A 20,107-nucleotide genomic window follows, 5' to 3' on the forward strand; every position below is an offset into this window, starting at 1 on the left:
GTTAGTGGTCGGGATAACAGGATTTGAACCTGCGACCTCTTCGTCCCGAACGAAGCGCGCTACCAAGCTGCGCCATATCCCGGTGTCCGTTCTAAGCGGTACCGGAATACTGTAACGCACGCCGGGTAGAAACAACAAAACGGCAGCGTGAGCGTGGTGTCCGTGCTGTCTAGGCGGGCTTCTCCGTGATGCGCAGCAGCGTGGCGGAGGGGCGGCAGAAGACGCGGAAGGGGACGAACTTGGAGGTGCCCAGGCCGTTGGAGACGTGCATGAACATCGGCCCGAACTTATGCAGGCCCCAAGCGCGCACGCGGTCGATGCCGCAGTTGGTCACAATGGAGCGCGAGCCGCCGACCTTGAACGGCAGGCACAACTGGCCGCCGTGGGTGTGGCCGGAGAGGGAGAGCTGGTAGCCATCGGCGGCGAACTTCTCCAGCACGCGGGGCTCCGGGGAGTGCAGGAGCGCGAGGGCTAGATCGGCGTCCTCGTTGGGGGCGCCGGCGATCTCGGAGTAGTCATCGAGGTCGTGGTGTGGATCGTCCACGCCGGCAGCGGCCAGGCGGACCCCGCCCACTTTGAACTCCACGCGCGCCTGGTTAGCGTCCTGCCAGCCGTGCTCAATAAAGGCCGCGCGCATGCCCTTCCACGGCAGGTCCACGTAGGACGGCGTGTTCTTCTTGCCCACCAGGTAGTTGAACGGGTTCGGGATGCGCGGCGCCCAGTAATCATTGGTGCCGAAGCAGAACAGGCCGGGCCGGTCCAGCAGCGGGCCCAGGGCACGGAGGACGTCGGGCACGCCGGCCTTGTCCGAGAGGTTGTCGCCCGTGTTGACCACCAGGTCTGGGTCCAGGCGGTCAAGGCTGGAGACCCAGTCAATCTTGGCCTGTTGGCCGGGGATCATGTGCAGATCGGAGACGTGCAGGATGCGGAATTCACGCGACCCGCGCAGCGTGCCGGGGGCGAGCAGCGGCAGCGTGTACTCCTTGAGCTCAAACTTGGTGAGCTCGGAATGCGCCCACGCGGCGCAGCCCAGGCCAGCGGCGGCGAGTCCGCCAATAATCGGGGAAATCTTCACCCTTCCCACCCTACCTGGCCCGCTAGCGTAGATTGAAGGGCATGAGTGAGTTGAAAGAAACCATCCGCGCAGACCTGAAGACCTCCATGAAGGCCAAGGATAAGGCCCGCACCTCCGCCATTCGCTCCCTCCTGTCCGCCATCCAGGCGGAGGAGACCTCCGGTGCACGCCACGAGCTGACTGATGAGGACGTGCTCAAGGTCATTGCTCGCGAGATTAAGAAGCGCCGCGAGTCCGCTGAGGTGTACTCGGAAAACGGCCGCCCGGAGCTGGCGGAGGCGGAGCTCGTTGACGTTCCCTTCTTCGAGGCCTACCAGCCGGAGCAGCTTGACGACGACGCCCTGAACGCCCTCGTCGCCGAATCAATCGCCGAGGTGGAAAAGGACTCCGGCGAGCCGGTCACCATCAAGCAGATGGGCAACGTCATGAAGGTGGCCAACGCCAAGGCCGCCGGCCGCGCCGACGGCAAGCGTCTGTCCACCGCCGTGAAGGCGGCGCTTAACTAGAGCTCAACTAGAGCCCGAAGAAGTCGCGCACGTCGTTGGCAAACTGATCCACGTCGCCCTGGTCAATCAGCGGTTGCTCACCCTGTTGTGCCGGGGCGTCGGTGTTTCCAGTGTCGCCCCCGGCAGGCGGCTGGTAGCCGTAGTTGCCTGATGCAGAGCTATCGCCGGTGGGGGCGGCGGCCGCGGAGCCGTCGGAAAGCTGCAGCGTGACCTCCGCGCCCTTCTTGGTGCCGGCGCTGCCGGTAATCACGCGCACCACCTTGCCGTAGCCCACGCCGGGCGCGGGTACCTGCGTGGTCTTGACGGTGAATCCGGCCTTCTCCAGGGCCTCGCGGGCCTGCTTTTCGGACTTGCCCTTCAAGCTGTCGATAAGCGGCGAAACAGTGCCCGAATCGTAGGCGCGATCGTAATCCGGAACCGTGCCCTGCGCGGCGTAGGGGAGAGTGGCCGCCATGGTAAAGAACGTCGCTGCCGGCTCCTTGCCGCCAAACAGGTTGCCGCTGGGGCACTGGCGCACCGGCGCGGTGCACAGCGGGGTGGTGGAGGTGCCGTCGTTGTAGATGTAGGGCGCGGCCGCCACGCGGGAGTTGAAGCCCAGGAAGGCCGAGGACTGGTTGGACTCGGTGGTACCCGTCTTGGCCGCCGCCTCGCCGTTAAAGCCCGCGGCCCGCGCCGACTCGGAGGCGGTGCCCTTCTGCGTATCGGCCGTCATGTTGTTCTCCAGGGCCTTGGCTACCTCCTTGTTCACGGCGCGCTCGCACGGCGGGCGCTTGAGGTAGACCTCGTTGCCGCGGGCATCCTTGACGTCCACGATGGGGCTGGGCTCGCACCACATGCCCTGGGAGGCTACCGTGGCGCCCACGTTGGACAGCTCCAGCGCGTTGACGGCGGTGGGGCCCAATGTGAAGGAGCCCAGGTTGGCGTCCTTGACGTGGTCAGCAATCGAACTGTCGCCGTCGTAGCTGCCCGGCTCCTTATAGGAGCGCAGGCCGAGCTTGACGGCCATGTCCACCACGCGGCTCACGCCCAGCTGCTCCTCCAGCTGGATAAAGGGTGTGTTGGGGGAGTAGGCCAGCGCGTCCTGCAAGGTCATGGTGGAGGCATAGTTGCCGGCGTTTTCCACGCAGTACTTGTTCGGCGGGCAATTCTGCGCGCCGCCGAAGCCTAGGCCTTCTGCCTCGTAGCGCTGCGGCACGGTCAGGCGGTCCTTGATGCCGTAGCCGGACTCGAGCGCGGCCGCGGCGGTGAAGAGCTTGAACACGGAGCCCGCGCCGTTGCCCACCAGGGAGTTGGGCTGGGGCAGGAGTGTCTCGTTGTTCTCCAGATCCAGGCCGTAGGTGCGGGAGGAGACCATGGCCAGCACCTTGCGGGAATCGGTGCCCGGCTGGACCACGTTCATGACCTCGGCCACGCCCGCCGCGTCCGGAGCGGTGTTGGCGCGCACCGCGTTGAGGGCCTGATCCTGCACGTCCGGATCCAGTGTGGTCTTGACGGTGTAGCCGCCGCGGGCGAGCTGCTCTTGGTCAATGCCCTTGTCCGCGAGGTAGCTGAGGACGTAATCACAGAAGAAGCCGCGGTCGCCGGCGCCAATGCAGCCGTTGGGCAAGGTGGCGGGGGAGTCCAGCACGCCGAGTGGCTCCTGGGCATAGCTGTCCGCGTCCTCCTGGGAGAGGGTGCCGTTGGTGACCATGGACTGGAGCACGACGTTGCGGCGCTCCAGCACGCCTTCTTCGTTGGTGTAGGGGTTGAGGTACTCCGAGGATTGCACGATGCCCGCCAGCATCGCAGCCTGCGGGACGGTGAGGTGGGCGGCATCGGTGCCGAAGTAGGTGCGCGCGGCGGCCTCCACGCCGAAGGAGTGGTTACCAAAGGACACCAGGTTGAGGTAGTTGGTGAGGATCTCGTTTTTGCTCAGCTGGGAGTCGATGTCCGTGGCCATGCGCATCTCCCGCAGCTTGCGGGCCACGGATTGCTCGGTGGCGGCTTGGCGCTCCTCGTCCGTCTTCGCGTTGACGAGGAGAAGGTAATTCTTTACGTACTGCTGATCGATGGTGGAAGCGCCCTGAGAGACGCCGCCGGCGGCCAGGTTGGTCCACAAAGCGCGGAAGTTGCCCTGGAGGTCCACGCCTTCGTGCTCGTAGAAGCGGCGGTCCTCAATGGCCACCATGGCCTGTTTCATGGCGTCCGAGATCTTGTCTGGGGTCACGGGGTGGCGGCGCTGCTCGTAGATGTAGGCCAGCGTGTTGCCCTTGGCATCCAGGATGGTGCTCACGCCGGGCGCGTCGCCGTCGGTGAGGTCCTGGAGGTCGGATTGCATCGTCTCATTGGTGCGAGCCACGGCTACACCGCCGATACCCGCAATGGGGGCTATGCCCAGAGCGATAAGGACGCCGACCAGCACGGTGGAGAGGACGAGCTTTCCCAGGGATTTGAAGACAGTCACCCTCCACACACTACGTGGTGACACCGCGATCCGGGAGACCCCCCTAAAGTGTGACGTGTTAGACAGGGTTGCACTTCTGTGAATAGACTTACCAGTGGTACATCATATTCCGTCTTGTGGAGAGTTATTCATGTTCTCTATCGGGCGGGAGCTTGGAAGGAGTTACCTAGCTATGACAGTCAGCGTGAAGGGTGCAGGACGGTCCTCGCTGGTAAAGAATGCCTCGACGACCACCGAGCGTGGTGAGTGGGTCACCCAAGCAAAGTGTCGCAACGGCGACCCCGACGCGCTCTTCGTGCGCGGCGCCGAGCAGCGCAAGGCCGCCGTCATCTGCCGCCACTGCCCGGTCCTCAATGAGTGCCGCGCCGATGCGCTGGATAACCGCGTGGAGTTCGGCGTGTGGGGTGGACTGACCGAGCGTCAGCGCCGTGCCTTGCTGCGCAAGAACCCGCACATCACCAACTGGGCGCACTACCTCGCAGAAGGTGGCGAACTCGTCGGGATTTAGTGCCCAGTCTTTAGTAGCATGGGACGCATGACTAAATGGGAATACGCCACTGCGCCGGTACTAACTCACGCGACCAAGCAAATCCTGGATTCCTGGGGTGAAGACGGCTGGGAGCTCGTCACCATCACCCCGGGCATGAACCCGGAGAACGTCGTCGCGTACTTCAAGCGTCCGTTGGAGGAGTCCTAATGGGTGCCCGGGAGCGCCTCCAGGAGCTGGGCCACGAACTGCCCTCCGTGGCCGCGCCGCTGGCCTCCTACGTTCCCGCCACCCGCGTGGGTTCGCAGGTGTGGACCTCCGGCCAGCTGCCGGTTGTCGGCGGCGAGCTGCCCGCCACCGGCAAAGTGGGCGCTGAGGTCAGCCTGGAGCAGGCCCAGGAGCTGGCCCGCACCGCGTCCCTGAACGCCCTGGCGGCCGTTGACGCCCTCGTGGGCCTGGACCAGGTCACCCGCGTGGTGAAGGTGGTGGGCTTCGTGGCTTCTGACCCCTCCTTCACCGAGCAGGCAGCGGTCATCAACGGCGCCTCTGACTTCCTGGGTGAGGTGTTCGGTGAGGCCGGCGTTCACGCCCGCTCCGCGGTGGGGGTGGCGGTGCTGCCCAAGAACTCCCCCGTGGAGATCGAAGTCATCGTAGAGATCGCTGAGTAATCGGATAGGGTTAGAACCATGGAGCATCCTGCATATAGCCAATTGCGTCCCGTAAGCCAATCCGTCGGTGTCGTGCTGTGCGATAACCCCAGTTACACCGCCCTGGAGGGTACGAATACCTGGATCGTTCGCGCCTCGGAGGACTCTCGCGCCATCGTGGTGGATCCGGGCCCGGAGGATGAGGGACACCTCAACGTGGTGACCGCGAAGGCGGGCGAGGTCGCGCTCATCCTAGTCACGCACCGCCACGATGATCACGCATCCGGCGCCCAGCGCCTGCGTCAGCTCACCGGAGCACCCATCCGCGCTTTCGACCCGAACTACTGCAACGGGGCCGATGCGCTGAGCGACGGTGAAGTGGTCACCGTCGACGGTGTCACCCCGCAGCTCGAGGTGGTCCACACCCCGGGCCACACCGCTGACTCCACCTGTTTCTTTGTGTGGTCCGCGGAGGCGAAGAACTCCACGCTGGAGGGCATCATTACCGGTGATACCATCGCCGGACGCCACACCGTGTTGCTTTCGGAAACCGACGGCGATTTGGCTGATTACCTCAAGACCCTGGACATGCTGGAGGAGCGTGGTAAGGACGTGCCGCTTCTCCCGGGCCACGGCCCGGACGCGGAGGACACCTCGGCGTTCGCGCGCAAGTACATTGACCGCCGTCACCACCGCCTGGATCAGATCAAGGAGATCCACTCCCGCCTGGGTGAGGATGTTGATCTGAGGACACTGGTGGATGAGATGTATGACGACGTCGACCCGGTCCTGCGCCACGCCGCCGAGCAGTCCACGCGCACCGCGCTGAAGTACCTCGCGGCACAGCAGTAGGTGCACCACCCTGCCTCCGGGTAACTCCCGGGCGGCACCAGGACTAGACAACAGAAAGTCCTCCGAGAATCTCGGAGGACTTTCTTGCGGTTTTAGCCCGGGTATTCCGCGGGGGCTGAGCTGCCCCCCCACGGTGCTAGCGGGCGCGGCGGGCCAGGTGCTCGGTATCGACGATGAGCACGGACTTGCCCTCCAGGCGGATCCAGCCGCGGTGGGCGAAGGTGGCCAGTGCCTTGTTGACCGTCTCGCGGGAGGCGCCGACGAGCTGGGCAATCTCTTCCTGGGTGAGGTCGTGGTTGACGCGCAGCGCGCCGCCCTCCTGCACGCCGAAGCGGTTGGCCAGCTGCAGCAGGGTCTTGGCCACGCGGCCCGGCACGTCGGTGAAGATGAGGTCCGCCAGGTTGGCGTTGGTGCGGCGCAGGCGGCGGGCCAGTACGCGCAGCAACTGCTGGGCAATGGACGGGTGGTCCGCAACCCACTGCTTGAGCATCTCCGAGTTCATGGTGGCCGCGGTGACCTCGGTGACGCACACGGCGGAGGAGGTACGCGGGCCCGGATCGAAGATGGAGAGCTCACCGAACATATCGGACGGCCCCATCACGGTGAGCAAGTTCTCGCGGCCATCGGGGGCGTGGCGGGCCAGCTTAATCTTGCCCGAGGTGATGATGTAGAGGCGGTCACCCGGCTCGCCTTCATCAAAGATGGTGGTGCCGCGCGGGAACCGTACAGTCTCCATTTGCTCGATGAGGTTCTGTACTGCGACCGGATCGACGCCCTGGAAAATGCCAGCGCGCGAGAGAATGTCCTGTACGCCTTCCACTGTTACTCCTTAAAGCCCGCGCCCAACGTGACCCGAAGTGACCTGAAGTGACTCTGTTGACACTGTGTGACACCACTGAGGTACGGCGCAAGCTGGTTTCGACTGATGTTGACGCTCCCGCATCCCGGGGCGCCACGAGACACTGCCCAACATCATACAGTGTAATTTGTCACTATTTCCAGCGGTGTGAAAAATAATCACAGGCCTCTAATGTGCGCCCTAGTTCTCGAAGGCGGTGGCCTCCAACTTTTCCATGAGCATGGCAAACAGGGCGAGGCATAGCGGTACTAACAGGACAAGCGAAATCATGTTTCTCACCCTACCTGCTGGCGCTAGGATCGCAGCTATGCAGCGTGACCGCGACTCTCTGAACCCCGACCGTGCCGACGGTGCCGTGGCGGCCGTCCGCGCCGCCCTGGCCGCCGAATACCCGGACGCGGACTGCGAGCTCAACTTCACTACGCCGCTTGAGCTCCTCGTCGCCACCGTCCTGTCCGCGCAGTGCACCGATGCCCGCGTCAACCAGGTCACGCCCACGCTCTTTGCCGCCTACCCGTCGGCGCCCGCGTACGCTGCGGCCGACCGTGCCGAGCTCGAGGAGATCCTGCGCCCGCTCGGCTTCCAGCGCGCCAAGTCCGGCCACCTCATTGGTATTGGAGAGAAGCTGGTCGCAGACTTCGACGGCCAAGTCCCGCGCGGGATTGCGGAGCTGACGTCGCTGCCCGGCGTGGGCCGCAAGACCGCGTTGGTCGTGCGCGGCAACGCCTTCGGCCTGCCCGGCATCACCGTGGACACGCACGTCACTCGGCTCAGCCACCGCTTGGGGCTCTCAGCGGCGAAGACGCCGCGGGCGATTGAGAAGGACGTCGCCGCGCTGGTGCCCTTGGAGGAGCAGACGGTCTTCTCCCACCGGCTGATCCTGCACGGCCGCCGTGTGTGCACTGCGCGGAAGCCGCAGTGCGGGGACTGCGTTCTGGCCCAGTGGTGTCCGTCGCGGGTTAAGGTGGAACAATGAGTCAGTACTCCCGATGGCCCACCTCGGTCAAGGTTAGCGTCCTCGTCGCCGGCATTATCGCCGCCTTCGCGGTGGTGGGCGTCGTTGACCTCTTGGAGGACGACACCCCGGAGGTGGCCGTGCCGCAGTCGCAGGAGCAGGAGGTGGCCGAGCGCCCCAAGTGCCCCGAGGGGCCGATTGCGGGCGTGGACCTGCCGTGCCTGGGGGCGTCGAGCAGCGCGGCGGCCAAGGATATCCAGATCGTCACCGTGTGGGCCTGGTGGTGCGAGCCGTGCCGCACGGAGCTGCCCTTCTTCCAGGACCTGGCGCGCTCCCACAACACGTGGAACGTCGTGGGCGTGCATGCGGACTCCAATGCGGCGAACGGCGCCGCGCTGCTCGGTGATTTGGGAGTGGACCTCCCCAGCTACCAGGACTCTGATGGCACCTTCGCCGGCACGCTGGGCCTGCCTGGGGTTATCCCCATCACGCTGGTGGTGCGCGACGGCGACGTGGTGGAGAAGTTTGTCAAGCCCTTCACCTCCGCCGAGGAGCTGGACAAGGCCGTTGAGGAGGCCGTGGGGTGAGCCGTCTCGAGCCGCACCGCACGCCGGCGTGGCTGCGGCCGGCGCTCGGCGTGGACACCACCGCGGTGCAAAAGCACCTGGTAACCCGCGTGCCGGCCGCCCGGCGCCGCCGCGAGTCCGCGGTCCTCGTGCTGTTTCAGGGCTCGAGCTTTGACAACGGCGAGGTCCTGCTCACGCACCGCTCGCCCTCGCTGCGCTCGCACTCCGGGCAGATCGCCTTCCCCGGCGGCCGGCGCGACGACACGGACGCCTCTCTGGTCGGCACCGCCCTGCGTGAGGCTGAGGAAGAAACCGGGCTCGACCGCGCCACGGTCACCCCGCTGGAGCAGTGGGGCGCGCTGGATATCCGCGCCACCGGCAACCTGGTCAGCCCGGTGCTGGCGTACTGGCATCAGCCCGGCGCCGTGTGGCCGGCCAGCCCCGCGGAAACGGATGACGTGTTCACCGTTCCGCTGCGGGAACTGGTGGCCCCGGCCAACCGCCTGACGGTGGGATTCGGCCCGTGGCAGGGGCCGGCGTTCCGGGCGCGCGGCTACCTGGTGTGGGGATTTACGGCGGGCGTGCTGTCAGGATTGCTGGACCACGCCGGCTGGGCCGTAGAGTGGGATAAGAATACGGTGCACGATCTGCGTGAATCCCTCACCCGCTCCCTGAATAATGAGAAGATGGTCTAGTTTCTGCCCACTTCTCCCTTGCCTTGAAAGTAACCCCGCCTTGACCTTTGCCGTTGACATCCTCATTGTCATTGCCGTCCTGCTCGCCGTGCGCGTGGGCTGGCGGCAGGGTGCCTTCACGGCCGTGCTGGCGGCGGTGGGCGTTATCGCGGGCCTGGTGCTAGGCACGGCGGTAGCGCCGCTGGTCATGCAACTCACGGAGCAGGCGGCGCTGCGCTTCCTGCTGGCCATCGGCGTGCTGATTTTGCTGGTGGGGCTGGGGCAGCTCGTGGGGGCGTCGATTGGCGCCGCGTTGCGGGACCGCATGCGCACGCGCTCCGGCCAGCGCGTGGATTCCTCCATCGGCGCGGTGTTCCAGGCGGTGGCGGCCATCGTGGTCATCTGGCTGGTGTCGCTGCCGCTGGCGTCCAACCTGGGCGGCCAGCCCGGTGAGGCCCTGCGCAGCTCGCGGATTCTGAGCGGCCTGAACTCGGCGGCGCCGTCGCAGCTGTCCGCCCTGCCCAATGGCGTGGCGGCGATGCTCAACGAGTCCGGCCTGCCGCCGTTGGTCTCGCCGTGGGAGGGCTCCGGTTCAACCGTGCAGGTGGATGCCCCCGCGCAGGACGTGGACGATCCGGAGATGGTGGAGCGCCTGCGCCCGTCTGTCATCCACGTGCTGGGGGATGCCGAGGCGTGCTCGCGCCGCCTCATGGGCTCCGGCTTCGTCACGGCGCAGGACTACGTCATCACGAACGCGCACGTGGTGGCCGGCACGGACAAGGTGCGGCTCGATACGGTGCTGGGGCTGAAAGATGCCGACGTGGTGTACTACAACCCGGACGTGGACATCGCGGTGCTGCACAGCCCGGAGCTGGGGATTGAGCCCCTGCCGTGGGCAGAGCAGCCGGCGGTCACGGGCGACGACGCCGTGGTTCTGGGCTTCCCGCAGTCCGGGCCGTTTAACGCGGGCATGGCGCGCATCCGGGACCGGCTGACGATTGCCGGCCCGGACATCTATTCCACCGGCCGTGTGGAGCGCGATGCCTACACGGTGCGCGGCTCCATCCGCCAGGGCAATTCGGGCGGCCCGATGATTAACACGGACGGCCAGGTTCTCGGCGTGGTCTTTGGCGCGTCCGTGGAGGACTCCGACACAGGCTACGCCCTCACTGCCGACGAGGTGCGCGGCCACGTGGGTGACGTGACGCAACTCGTCAACGCCACCCCTACCGGCTCCTGCGTCGGCTAGTTCTCGCGTGCGCTTTTCTTCCCCTTGGTCGGCATTAACCCCACCTGTGAGATACTTTCTCCTCTCACCTTTCTAAGCAGGGATTTTCTTCCTCCGGTTGCGGGGTGGCTGGTGCTGTTTTAGTCTCTGTGCTCATGGGGGATATCGAAACCTACCTCCGCCTACGCAACTCGGGGATTGCGCTGGTGGAACATATACCTGGCACACCCGATAAGCTCCGCGCGCTCGGCGCCGATGCCGCCGATGCCACCGAGCTTTCACACCTTAACCAGGTGTACTTCGGCCCCACCCGCTTTAGCGGCAAACCATTCGGATCATGGGTCGCAGTACGTAAGCATCATCTACAACGAACGTTTGGCCGAACATGGTATTACCGCTTCTATCGGCACCGTCGGTGACTCGTATGACAATGCCTTGGCCGAGAACGTCAACGGTTCGTACAAGAATGAGCTCATTCATAGCCGGAAATAGTCCGACGTGGTTGAGGTGGAGATCGCAACGTTTGAGTGGGTGAATTGGTGGAATGAGTCCAGACTCCACCAGTCCTTGGGGTACCGCACGCCGACGGAGGTTGAATCAGAATTTTGGAACCGACACCCGGCCCGAGAAACAATGGAAGTTAAGGCAAATGCCTAGGAAAACCCGGGGCACTTCACTCGACACCCTCATCGACTTCTACACCACCGCAGCCACCAAAAACCACGCAACCGCCATCCTCTACAACTAACGCTTCCAACACGCACAACGCGTGGTAGAAACAGACGCAGATTTTCCGCGGCATCGGCAAGCGTGTGAGTGCGGATTTTCTATGGTCTCAGCCTGGCAGGCGTACTCACTGCACTCCACGCTGATACGCCAAGCACAACCAGCGTGACCACCACGACCGGCTCGACTGCTGCAGCTTCACCAGTCACCGGGGCTACCAGTCGCCCAGGGCTCAACGGTCACGCTAACCACAACGCAACGAGTGCTGCAGCGGACTCGGCTGTTGACTTTGTCGGCACCAAGCCGGTGCGTGTAGGACGAACCGCCTACACCTATGACGATGCTGGGCGTGTGGTGCGCACCGTCACCAAGCGCCTATCCCGCAAACCCTTGGTGCACGAATTCTTCTACGCCACCAATGAACAACCCATCGGTTTTATCTCCTCCGACAACAAACACCTCGGGTGGCGCTACATCTACGACCCCTATGGACGCCGCGTCGCCAAGGAAGCCATCAACACCACCACCAACAACACCAGCGAAGCCATTGCGCATGGTGGTGGCCACCCAGAAAACAATCTCAGCGACATTGATACGGTCGACCAGGCACTGGTCGATGCCGAGTTCTCTTGTCACCGATCTGACCGGCAGCCCACAAGAACTCATCCACCCCACCACCGGGAACATCGTAGGTACAGCCCGCCATAGTCTCTACGGCACTCGCACCTGGACCGGCGACGAGACCTCGCCACTGTTGTTTGCCGGCCAATACCTGGACGACGAGTCCGGGTGGGCATACAACCGCTTCCGCTACTACCACCCGGATGCTGGCATCTACAACGCCCAAGACCCCCCTAGGTGTTGTCCCACGCACAGCCAGCGCACAAGGCTACGTCGACCACGCAGCGAACTGGCATGACTACCTGGGACTTCAATGCCACCAGGTCACGGTCAAGGAACTTCAGTCAATGCCAGAATTCCAAAAGCTCGATGCCATGCTTGCTGCCATCCACGAACAGACCGTATCCATTGCCGGCGCAGAATACGCCGAACTTGGCGTAGCAATGTCCGCCACAGATGCACTAACCAAACTCGAGCATCGTAAAGAAATCGAAGCGCAGGTACTCAAGCTGATTCAGGACATTCCGCAGACCGAGATTCTTTTATCCATGCCTGGTATCGGCCCGCGTAGCGCAGCGCAGATCCTCATGACTGTTGGCGATATGTCCGACTTCCCCGATGCAGCGCACCTAGCATCCTATGCAGGGCTATCACCGCGGACGAATCAGTCAGGAACGTCTATCATGTCGAATTCGCCTAACCGGGCTGGCAACAAAAAATTAAAGAACGCCGGCGGTTTCAAGTGGTGGATGCATCACTTGAATAGTTCTTGTATCTTCTCTTCGGGTTTATACCAGTTGAGGACCTTTCTGGGGCGCCCGTTGAGAAGGTCTTGAATGTGTTGGACATCCTTGTCGGTCAGGGTACTAAAGTCGCTTCCTTTAGGTAGGAAGTCTCTGACTAGCCCGTTAGTGTTTTCGTTGGTAGGGCGCTGCCAGGGCGAGTGCGGATCACAGAAGTAGACTGCTAGTCCACGTGCGATGCTCAGCTTGTCTACTTGGGCTAATTCAACGCCTTGGTCCCAGGTGAGAGTCTTGGTGATGTTGCGTATTTTGCCGGTGAACATCTCGATTAACTTGTCGACAGTTGTGGCGGAATCATGAACATCCAGTTTGCGGATCATGGTGTAGCGAGTACTGCGTTCCACACAGGTCACGAGTGCAGTGCTTCCTCCTTGTCCGATGATGAGATCGCCTTCCCAATGTCCTGGGACAGCGCGGTCTTCAACGCTGGCAGGGCGCTCGCTGATGCGGTAGTCCTCACCAATCCAGCTTCGATTACCGCGGGCTGGCAGGCGTGATTGTGGCTTTCGTCCGGTCCGCCCAGAACGCAGCGCTTTTTCTACTTTCAGCTCGTGGCGCAAAGCACCTTTAGCTTGGATGTAGAGAGCTTGGTAGATGGTTTCATGGCTAATTGACATATCCCCACCTTTACTGAAGCAGCGGGCAAGATAGTTCGAAATCTGCTCAGGCGACCACTTCGTGTTCAATCCCTCGATGACCAAGGCACGCAGCTGCGGGTTGGTATCGAGTTTGCGGGGTTTAGGCCTGGCTAAACGGTCCACAGCCCGCTTTTGTGCCACGAGGGCATCGTAGCCATGCTCAGTCATCCCACGGGCGATTTCCCTGCTAATCGTCGACTGGTTGCGGCCCAGTTGGGCTGCAATCTCACGGTGAGTAAGCCCCTGTTTAAGCAGGTAGCCTATCGCTATTCGGTCATGGCGGATAAGACGCTTTCCGCGTCCTACCTTCGATTCGGATTCAGTGGGATGATCATTGAGTATCAAACGCCCAGACATGCGATTATGATGCCACGCTTTAACCGTGGCATCACTGCGATCAACTACCTGACCGGCCTGTTTATAGCTTTTGCCAGCATCAACAAGCTGTAAAGCTTTAGCGATGCGATCCCGCTGGTGTTGTGCGGTTCCACCACGGTTGCCTTGGACGAGCTCAAACCCGTCCTGGGCAAGGTAGCTATAGGCCAACCGCTGAGGGAACCCGACCTCTTTAACTGCGCTGAGCACAGACCGGCCGCTTTCAACCAAAGCAACAACGTGTTGATACTGCTCGTCAACCAAACTCCGCTGGCGCCGAGCACGGCTAAGGCCCTCAGCCTGACGCCACGCCCTCGCCTGAGCTTTCGAAACCCCCAACTCCTTCAGGATCAATGGCATCGGACGCGCATCATGCAGATACGCCTCCACAAACTGCTCACGTAGCTTCTTGTCACCTGACATCTACACAACCTCCCAGCTGTATAGATGCATTCACCACCTGAGCCCGCCGCCCTATGGCAATCGTCTTTTGCATCGATCAGATTCCAGAGCGTGTCAAGTTGTTTGGGGGTTGCCCGCAAATCGTGGACACGTAGTGGAGCTACCTAGTGGTTAGGCAGCTATTTCTTTTCTACTGGTGGTTAGACCAATGTGGTTTTCGAAGTCGACGGGGCTGACCATCCCGAGTGCAGAGTGCCGGCGTCGGCGGTTGTAGACGACTTCAATCCAGTAGGCAACGGCCTTGCGTGCAGCATCACGGGTCGCCCAGCGCTGCCGGTCATAGAATTCAGTCTTTAGCGTCGACCAGAACGACTCAGCCATCGCGTTATCGAAGCACACACCAGTACGCCCCACAGACTGGGCAATGCCCAGGTTGCGGCAGACCTCCCAGAGCTTCTCACTGGTAAATTGCGTTCCGCGGTCAGCGTGAAACACCAGCCCATCAGGAACATCACCGCGTAGCGTATGCGCCATCCGCAGGGCCCGTTCAACCAGGTGTGTGTCTTGAACGCTATCCATAGCCCAGCCCAGTACCCTGCGGGAATGACCATCGCGGACCGCGCACAAGTACAACCAGCCCTCACCGGTGCGCAGGTAGGTAATATCTGACATCCACACTCGGTTGAGCTGACCAGTATCAAACATGCGCTTGACCAGGTCAGGAAGAGTTGACTTACGCTTGGCTTGAATCGTTGTCACCGGGACAAAGGCACGCGGTGAAATCCCTTCAATGCCCATCATGCGCATCCGTTTAGCCACAGTCTTGCGATTCAAGGTGATCTGGTAGCGCTCGGCAAGCTCTGCGGTGATCCGCGGAGCACCATAAACCTCATCGGAGTCTTTCCAAATCTGATGAATCTTTCGGTCAACATCATCGTAAAATGCTGCCCGATCATCGTCGCCGGATAGTCGTTTCTGCTGCGCATGGGCCCATTTGTAGTATCCAGACCGAGATACTTTTAATAGTCGTGCCATGCGCTTGATGCTGTAGTTCGCCTTGCTCTGGCTGCATCAATTCGAACTTTTCTGCTCGCGTTGCTTCGCGGCGAAGAAGGCTGTCGCTTTTGACAAAAACTCGTTATCCATCTTGGCTTCTGCCAGCTCCCGGCGCAGACGAGCATTCTCAGCTCGGAGGTCAGCCTCGCTCATCCCATCGGAGGATCCTCGGCGTTCACGTTCGAGTTTGACCCACCGGCCCAAAAGCCCGGCGGAAACACCGATTTCCTTAGCCACATGAGCGATCGGTCGCTCTGACTCGATTACCAGGTTCGCGGCTTCACGCCGGTACTCCGGCGTGTACTTCTTGCGCTGTTGACTCACAATGAACATCCTCTCTTACGGACACAAGATCCGTACAAATAGGGTGTCCACTAAACGAGGGTAACCTCATGTTTGTGTGTGGGGGTTAGGTTTATAGGTATTTGTCGAAGCGGTCGGGGTAGGCCACGGCCATTTGGTTGATGGCTTGTTTCCAGCCGGAAACTCGGGCTCCTTCCATGAGTCTGCCGGCTGTCGCTGAGACTCGTTTGCCCTGCTTCGCTCTCTTTGCAGCTCGTTTGTCCTCGATATTGCAGATCATCAGCCATAGTGTCTTGAGCGCTGATTCATCGTTGGTGAATTGCACCCTGTTGCGGGTAGCTTTACGCAGTTCATTGTTGAATGATTCAATCGAATTCGTCGTATAGATAACCTTTCTGGCTGCTGGTGGGAACTGTAGAAACGGTACGAAACGCTGCCAAGCATCTCGCCAGACCTTGACTGAGCGTGGATACTTTTCTCCCAATTCAGAGGCTTCAAAGTCGTCTAAGGCAGCCTTAGCTGTGGGTTCATCCGCTGCGGTGTAAATCTTTTTCAACGCGGCCGATACGCCCCGGCGATCCCCGTAGGCTACCCACCGGTTAGCGGCACGAATCAGGTGCACGATACAGGTTTGCACCATAGAGTTCGGCCACGTTGCCTCGACTGCTTCAGGCAGGCCTTTAAGCCCGTCACAGCAGACGATAAAGACGTCTTTGACCCCACGGTTAGAAAGATTGGCGCATACCTGCGCCCAAAATGAAGCGCCTTCTTCTTTGGCAATCCACAATCCCAAAATGTGTTTGATACCGTCAAGATCCACACCGATTGCCATGTACGCGGACTTGTTGACCACTCGGCCACCGTCGCGGACTTTAATGCGCAGCGCATCTAGAAAAACCACGGGGTAGAACTCGTCTAGCTGGCGGTTTTGCCAGACCATGACCTCATCGAGGACGGCATCGGTGACTGCGGAAATCGTCTCATGGGAAATATCAACCCTCATCGCCGTTGCCATATGGTGCTGGATGTCCCTAATTGTCATCCCACCGGCGTACAAGCTGACGATCATGTCATCGACATCAGTCAAGCGCCTAGAACCTTTAGGGACCATAGTCGGCAAGAATGTTCCAGCCCGATCCCTCGGGACATCAACGGTTACTGGCCCGTAGTTAGAATCCACGGTCTTTGGATACGACCCGTTGCGGTAATTATCTGTCCCGGCAGCAGCTTTAGCGCTCCTGTCGCCAGACTCGTAGCCCAAATGGGCATCCATTTCAGCATTGAGTCCCCGGGTAATCGAGGCCTGCAACATGCCGCGAACCAGGTCATTGGCATCCGTTGTGGATGTGCCTAGGTCATCAATCAGCTTCGCGATTTCAGGGTTAGCAAGCAGTTTCTTTTCAATCGCATCAATCTTGGCCTTATCAGCCGGATCTCGTCGTGCCACAGTAGTCATTCTGGTCCATCTCCTCATGCAGGTTAGGTACCCACACACAAACCATCAGACACTCTCAGATTCCACGAGCGTTCCCGGCAATTCTATGAACGAAAACGCAAAGAAGGCAAAAGACACAACGCCGCAGTCGTCGCACTCGCACGCCGGCGCCTCAACGTTCTCTTCGCCATGATGCGAAACGGCGAGCTCTACCGAGACATCTCCACAGTCCAGGAGGCCGCAGCAGCCTAGAACCAACAGACCCTCACCTCAAGCCGATTGCACAGCAAGCCCAATCGGCTCCTCACCGTGCCCGAAAACAACATCCACAAGGAAAAGCAGAAACCCTTCACACCCCCCAACAAACTCACCCACGGAATTGACAAACTATATAGGAACACCTCCCTGGGCGATGGTGCAGGCGCGGAGAGCGCCGCTGTTGCCGATGCCGCGCCCAACACCGCGACGGTAGTAGAGTACCCGCTGCCGGTGCAGGAGTTTGCGGTGACCCGCTACGATTTGCCCGCCGGCACCACGGTTTCCACGCAGCTTCCCGGACCGGCCATCGCCCTGGCTACTTCTGGTGTGGTCACGGTAAACGACCTGGAGCTAGCCCCGGGCGAGGCCGCCTGGTTGCCGGTAACCGGCGGCGACACTACCCGCCTTAGCGCGGCCGCGGGTAAAGATTCGCAGCTCTTTATCGCGGCGGCGCGCCCTGCGCGGCAAGTAGCGCTACCGCGCCGCTGGGGACGCCGCCGCGCGACAAGTAGCACTGTCGCGCTAACCGGCGCTATTTACGACATGGTGGGGCGGCGGAACGCAGCTGCGGCGGCTAGCAGCACTACGGTGAGTGCTACCATCCAGGCCACGAAAGCCCAGACTGCGGTGCCGGGCTGGCCGGTGGCAAGGATTTCGGCGCTTGGCGTGCCGTCGATGGCGGCGCCGGCGCGGGCGGCGAAGGTAAGCGGATTCCACCGGGCGATGGGTTGAACCACACCAGCGAATTGCTCCACGGGCACGAGGCCGCCGTTAAGTGCCATGGCCGCCATGATGATGGGGGCCGGGCCAATGGCGGCCTCCGGGGTGGCGCACATCGCGCCCACCATGGCCGATAGCGAGGCGGCCACCACCGCGCCGAAGATGATGACTAACAGCACCCAGCCAAACCCGGCCAGCGTGTGAATACGCAGGCCAGAAGCCACGGAAGCCAGCAGCACCGCGCAGCCGGAGATAAGGCTGCGTAAGGAATCGAAACACCAGCGGCCGAAGATCTCCGGGCTGGTGCCGTAGCGCGTGGTCGCGATGCGGGTGGTGATACCGCGTTGGCGTTCCTTAATTATCTGCGCGGCGGCGGAGGTGCCATTCATCAGTTCGCTGGAAAGGATGAGCGCGATGGTAAGCGGTAACGCGTCGAGCGTGGCAGAGCCTTGCGAGGCCGCCATGAGGTCGCCAAACAGCCACCGCATGACCAGGAACATCAAAACGGGACCAGCCACGGTATTGGTAATTACCGCGCTATCGCGGCGGGCGGCGCGCAGGTGCCTTCCAAAATGCGTGGCGACAGTGGACAGCCAGGTGGTGTCGTGCGACACGGTGGCGGTGGTGTGGTTAGTCATGTTTCCTCCCCTGGAAAGCGGTGATAAAGCCCCATACGCCAACGACGGTCATGGCGATGAGCCAGCACAGTGCTTCGACTCCGCGCGCCCCCAGGGCAGCGCCACCTAGTAGGTTGCGGGCGGTGTCCAAGATGGGAGATAGCGGTACGTGCCGGATGATGGGGCCAATGCCGCCGGGCAGCGCATCCGCAGGCACGAATGCGGTGGAGAACATCACCATGACCAGCACGAGGTTTTGGAAGAGCAAGGACGCCGAGGTGGGCTTGGGGGCCAACAGGCAGGAGCCATCGATAAACGCGGAGAGGATGATGGTGAGGGCGGCGAAAAGGGCGATGGTAAGGATAATACGACCCGGTCCGGCAGCGTAGCGGGCACCGAGCAGGATCGTGGTGAGGACGACGATGCTGCACGACCACGCGGCGCGGGTGAGATCTGCCAGCAGCCGGCCGACGACCGTGGCCCAGGCGGGCGTCCCGGTGGCGCGGATGCGGTCGTGGATGCCGTTTTCGGCGTCACGCGTAATCGCCAAGGAGGAGCCCCCGGCGGCGAACACAATCGCCTGAATAACGCCGGCGGGCAGGAGGAAGGCGGCGTAATCGATGCCGAGTTCCGTCGAAGCCTTGGCGAAGGTGGCGTAAAAGATGACCATGAACAGGCTGGGTATTGCCACGGCGGAAACCATTACGGCCTTGTTGCGGACGGTGCGCAGGACATTGCGGTGCCACGAGGCAGCGACTGCTCCGAGCGCGTTCACTGGGAGCCTCCACCGGTGTGGGGAGCCTGCTGCGCGATGTCGCCGGACCCGGCGATAGCGAAGTAGACATCGTCCAAGGAGGGCGGAACCAAGGAGACGTCCGCGACCGAGGTGTCGTCGCCATCCCACAAGGCCAGCGCCCGGACTAGGGTGCGGTGGCCATCGGGCGCATCGACGCGCAATACGGTGTCCTCTTGGCGGCAGTCGATGCGGTGTTCTTGCAAGGTGTGGGTGAGGCGTGCGGCATCGTCCGGGCTAGACATCGTGATGAGGCACACCGTGGTGCCATAGCGGTCCTTGAGCTCGGCGGGGGTGCCTTCGTCGAGCACCTTGCCTCCGGCGAGCACGGCGACGCGGTCTGCGAGCTGGTCAGCTTCTTCCAGGTATTGGGTAGTAAGCAGGATCGAGGTGCCGTCGGCCGCCAGCCCGCGGACGGTATCCCACACGGAGCTGCGCGCGGCGGGGTCGAGGCCCGTGGTCGGCTCGTCGAGGAACAGCAGCGCGGGCGGGACAGTGAGGGAGGCGGCGATATCTAACCGCCGGCGCATGCCGCCCGAGTATGCCGAAACCAGGCGGTCGGCGGCGCCAACCAGATCGAAGCGCTCAAGAAGTTCCGCGGCGCGGGCCTTCGCATCGCTAGCTTTAAGCCCTGCCAGGCGGCCAAAGAAGATGAGGTTTTCCTTGCCGGTAAGCTCCTCATCCACTGCGGCGTATTGCCCGGTCAGCGCGATGGAAGCGCGCACCTTGGAAGGATCCGTGGCTAAGTTGTGGCCATCGATGATGGCGGTTCCGCCCGTGGCGGGCAGCAGCGTGGAAAGGACATTGACCAAGGTTGTCTTGCCGGCACCATTGGCGCCTAGGACGGCGAGGATGCCCCCGCGCGGAATGGCGAGGGTCACACCGCGCAGGATTTCCGTTCGCTTCTTGACTTTTCCCAGGCTACATCGCAGATCTTGGACATCAAGCACCAGGTCGCGGCCTTTTGCGTGGGCGCTGGTTGAGGGGACTGCGGTGGCGCTGGGGTCACCGCTAGCGGTTGCCGTGGTGGGGTTTTCTTTCATGATTCATCCCTGGATATACGTCAAC

Annotated in this window: 20 protein-coding genes, 1 tRNA gene and 4 pseudogenes; 15 read left to right on the forward strand and 10 right to left on the reverse strand. The window is 62.1% G+C overall.

All coding sequences use genetic code 11. The features are described from left to right. Positions 1 to 5: 5 nt before the first annotated feature. Positions 6 to 82: transfer RNA gene (locus ACLI1P_RS01035), tRNA-Pro, on the reverse strand. Positions 83 to 169: 87 nt separating this feature from the next. After that, positions 170 to 1,075: a metallophosphoesterase gene (locus ACLI1P_RS01040; RefSeq protein WP_411709208.1), complete on the reverse strand. Its 906-nt coding sequence runs from the start codon at positions 1,073 to 1,075 to the stop codon at positions 170 to 172. Between the two features lie 41 nt (positions 1,076 to 1,116). Between ACLI1P_RS01040 and ACLI1P_RS01045 the strand changes: the two genes are divergently transcribed. After that, the gene (locus ACLI1P_RS01045; protein ID WP_296133431.1) at positions 1,117 to 1,581 is read left to right on the forward strand and encodes a GatB/YqeY domain-containing protein; all 465 of its coding nucleotides are present in this window, start codon (positions 1,117 to 1,119) and stop codon (positions 1,579 to 1,581) included. A gap of 7 nt (positions 1,582 to 1,588) precedes the next feature. On the opposite strand, the gene ACLI1P_RS01050 is transcribed toward ACLI1P_RS01045, so the two are convergent. Continuing rightward, positions 1,589 to 4,024 carry a transglycosylase domain-containing protein gene (locus ACLI1P_RS01050; protein ID WP_411709209.1) on the reverse strand — a complete coding sequence of 812 codons (2,436 nt, stop codon included), beginning with the start codon at positions 4,022 to 4,024 and terminating at the stop codon, positions 1,589 to 1,591. A gap of 172 nt (positions 4,025 to 4,196) precedes the next feature. Between ACLI1P_RS01050 and ACLI1P_RS01055 the strand changes: the two genes are divergently transcribed. The 4 genes from ACLI1P_RS01055 to ACLI1P_RS01070 are packed head-to-tail and all read left to right on the forward strand — an operon-like array spanning position 4,197 to position 6,010. Next, a complete protein-coding gene (locus ACLI1P_RS01055) occupies positions 4,197 to 4,532 on the forward strand; it encodes a WhiB family transcriptional regulator (protein WP_296133427.1) in 336 nt (111 codons plus the stop codon). Between the two features lie 27 nt (positions 4,533 to 4,559). Further along, positions 4,560 to 4,721 (forward strand): DUF4177 domain-containing protein, encoded by a 162-nt coding sequence (locus tag ACLI1P_RS01060; RefSeq protein WP_010189965.1) that lies wholly within the window; start codon positions 4,560 to 4,562, stop codon positions 4,719 to 4,721. Continuing rightward, the gene (locus ACLI1P_RS01065; protein WP_296133425.1) at positions 4,721 to 5,179 is read left to right on the forward strand and encodes a RidA family protein; all 459 of its coding nucleotides are present in this window, start codon (positions 4,721 to 4,723) and stop codon (positions 5,177 to 5,179) included. Before ACLI1P_RS01060 ends, ACLI1P_RS01065 begins: the two co-directional genes overlap by 1 nt. Positions 5,180 to 5,197: 18 nt before the next feature. Further along, a complete protein-coding gene (locus ACLI1P_RS01070) occupies positions 5,198 to 6,010 on the forward strand; it encodes an MBL fold metallo-hydrolase (protein ID WP_296133423.1) in 813 nt (270 codons plus the stop codon). A gap of 136 nt (positions 6,011 to 6,146) precedes the next feature. Here ACLI1P_RS01070 and glxR read toward each other — a convergent pair whose 3' ends face one another. Beyond that, positions 6,147 to 6,830, reverse strand: coding sequence for a CRP-like cAMP-activated global transcriptional regulator GlxR (gene glxR / locus ACLI1P_RS01075; protein WP_296133421.1), 684 nt, complete (start codon positions 6,828 to 6,830; stop codon positions 6,147 to 6,149). A gap of 346 nt (positions 6,831 to 7,176) precedes the next feature. Between glxR and nth the strand changes: the two genes are divergently transcribed. From nth to ACLI1P_RS01120, 9 genes and pseudogenes are all read left to right on the forward strand, one after another. Further along, positions 7,177 to 7,845 (forward strand): endonuclease III, encoded by a 669-nt coding sequence (gene nth, locus ACLI1P_RS01080; RefSeq protein WP_411709210.1) that lies wholly within the window; start codon positions 7,177 to 7,179, stop codon positions 7,843 to 7,845. Then, positions 7,842 to 8,411, forward strand: a complete 570-nt coding sequence (locus tag ACLI1P_RS01085) for a TlpA family protein disulfide reductase (RefSeq protein WP_408929960.1) — start codon at positions 7,842 to 7,844, stop codon at positions 8,409 to 8,411. The genes nth and ACLI1P_RS01085 overlap by 4 nt, the downstream gene beginning before the upstream one ends. Then, positions 8,408 to 9,085 (forward strand): NUDIX hydrolase, encoded by a 678-nt coding sequence (locus ACLI1P_RS01090; protein ID WP_408929961.1) that lies wholly within the window; start codon positions 8,408 to 8,410, stop codon positions 9,083 to 9,085. Before ACLI1P_RS01085 ends, ACLI1P_RS01090 begins: the two co-directional genes overlap by 4 nt. Further along, positions 9,069 to 10,313: a MarP family serine protease gene (locus tag ACLI1P_RS01095; protein ID WP_411709211.1), complete on the forward strand. Its 1,245-nt coding sequence runs from the start codon at positions 9,069 to 9,071 to the stop codon at positions 10,311 to 10,313. The genes ACLI1P_RS01090 and ACLI1P_RS01095 overlap by 17 nt, the downstream gene beginning before the upstream one ends. A 134-nt stretch (positions 10,314 to 10,447) precedes the next feature. Beyond that, complete coding sequence (locus ACLI1P_RS01100; RefSeq protein ID WP_236684082.1) at positions 10,448 to 10,711, forward strand: hypothetical protein; 264 nt, start codon at positions 10,448 to 10,450, stop codon at positions 10,709 to 10,711. Continuing rightward, a pseudogene (locus tag ACLI1P_RS01105) lies at positions 10,617 to 10,949 on the forward strand (integrase core domain-containing protein); the annotation flags it as partial. The gene ACLI1P_RS01100 and the pseudogene ACLI1P_RS01105, both read left to right, overlap by 95 nt. Positions 10,950 to 11,183: 234 nt before the next feature. After that, positions 11,184 to 11,726 (forward strand): hypothetical protein, encoded by a 543-nt coding sequence (locus tag ACLI1P_RS01110; RefSeq protein WP_158407792.1) that lies wholly within the window; start codon positions 11,184 to 11,186, stop codon positions 11,724 to 11,726. Next, positions 11,635 to 11,937: an RHS repeat-associated core domain-containing protein gene (locus ACLI1P_RS01115; RefSeq protein WP_158014665.1), complete on the forward strand. Its 303-nt coding sequence runs from the start codon at positions 11,635 to 11,637 to the stop codon at positions 11,935 to 11,937. The genes ACLI1P_RS01110 and ACLI1P_RS01115 overlap by 92 nt, the downstream gene beginning before the upstream one ends. A 241-nt stretch (positions 11,938 to 12,178) precedes the next feature. Next, positions 12,179 to 12,475: pseudogene (locus ACLI1P_RS01120) on the forward strand (IS110 family transposase); the annotation flags it as partial. Here the strand turns inward: ACLI1P_RS01120 and ACLI1P_RS01125 are convergent. From ACLI1P_RS01125 to ACLI1P_RS01135, 3 genes and pseudogenes are all read right to left on the reverse strand, one after another. Continuing rightward, a complete protein-coding gene (locus ACLI1P_RS01125; RefSeq protein ID WP_411709160.1) occupies positions 12,394 to 13,878 on the reverse strand; it encodes an IS30 family transposase in 1,485 nt (494 codons plus the stop codon). The pseudogene ACLI1P_RS01120 and the gene ACLI1P_RS01125 sit on opposite strands and share 82 nt — an antisense overlap. A 150-nt stretch (positions 13,879 to 14,028) precedes the next feature. After that, positions 14,029 to 15,246: pseudogene (locus ACLI1P_RS01130) on the reverse strand (IS3 family transposase). Positions 15,247 to 15,328: 82 nt separating this feature from the next. Further along, positions 15,329 to 16,672, reverse strand: a complete 1,344-nt coding sequence (locus tag ACLI1P_RS01135) for an IS256 family transposase (RefSeq protein ID WP_147722669.1) — start codon at positions 16,670 to 16,672, stop codon at positions 15,329 to 15,331. 72 nt (positions 16,673 to 16,744) lie between these two features. Between ACLI1P_RS01135 and ACLI1P_RS01140 the strand changes: the two are divergent. Next, positions 16,745 to 16,903: pseudogene (locus tag ACLI1P_RS01140) on the forward strand (IS110 family transposase); the annotation flags it as partial. Between the two features lie 542 nt (positions 16,904 to 17,445). Here the strand turns inward: ACLI1P_RS01140 and ACLI1P_RS01145 are convergent. Genes ACLI1P_RS01145 through ACLI1P_RS01155 form a run of 3 tightly spaced genes read right to left on the reverse strand, consistent with a single transcriptional unit; the run spans position 17,446 to position 20,082 of the window. Next, positions 17,446 to 18,267: an ABC transporter permease gene (locus ACLI1P_RS01145; RefSeq protein WP_014303356.1), complete on the reverse strand. Its 822-nt coding sequence runs from the start codon at positions 18,265 to 18,267 to the stop codon at positions 17,446 to 17,448. After that, positions 18,260 to 19,021 carry an ABC transporter permease gene (locus ACLI1P_RS01150; protein ID WP_014303357.1) on the reverse strand — a complete coding sequence of 254 codons (762 nt, stop codon included), beginning with the start codon at positions 19,019 to 19,021 and terminating at the stop codon, positions 18,260 to 18,262. Before ACLI1P_RS01150 ends, ACLI1P_RS01145 begins: the two co-directional genes overlap by 8 nt. Beyond that, positions 19,018 to 20,082, reverse strand: a complete 1,065-nt coding sequence (locus ACLI1P_RS01155; protein WP_014303358.1) for an ATP-binding cassette domain-containing protein — start codon at positions 20,080 to 20,082, stop codon at positions 19,018 to 19,020. The genes ACLI1P_RS01150 and ACLI1P_RS01155 overlap by 4 nt, the downstream gene beginning before the upstream one ends. Positions 20,083 to 20,107 lie beyond the last annotated feature (25 nt).

The organism is Corynebacterium tardum (assembly GCF_046717785.1).
Taxonomy (GTDB): domain Bacteria; phylum Actinomycetota; class Actinomycetes; order Mycobacteriales; family Mycobacteriaceae; genus Corynebacterium.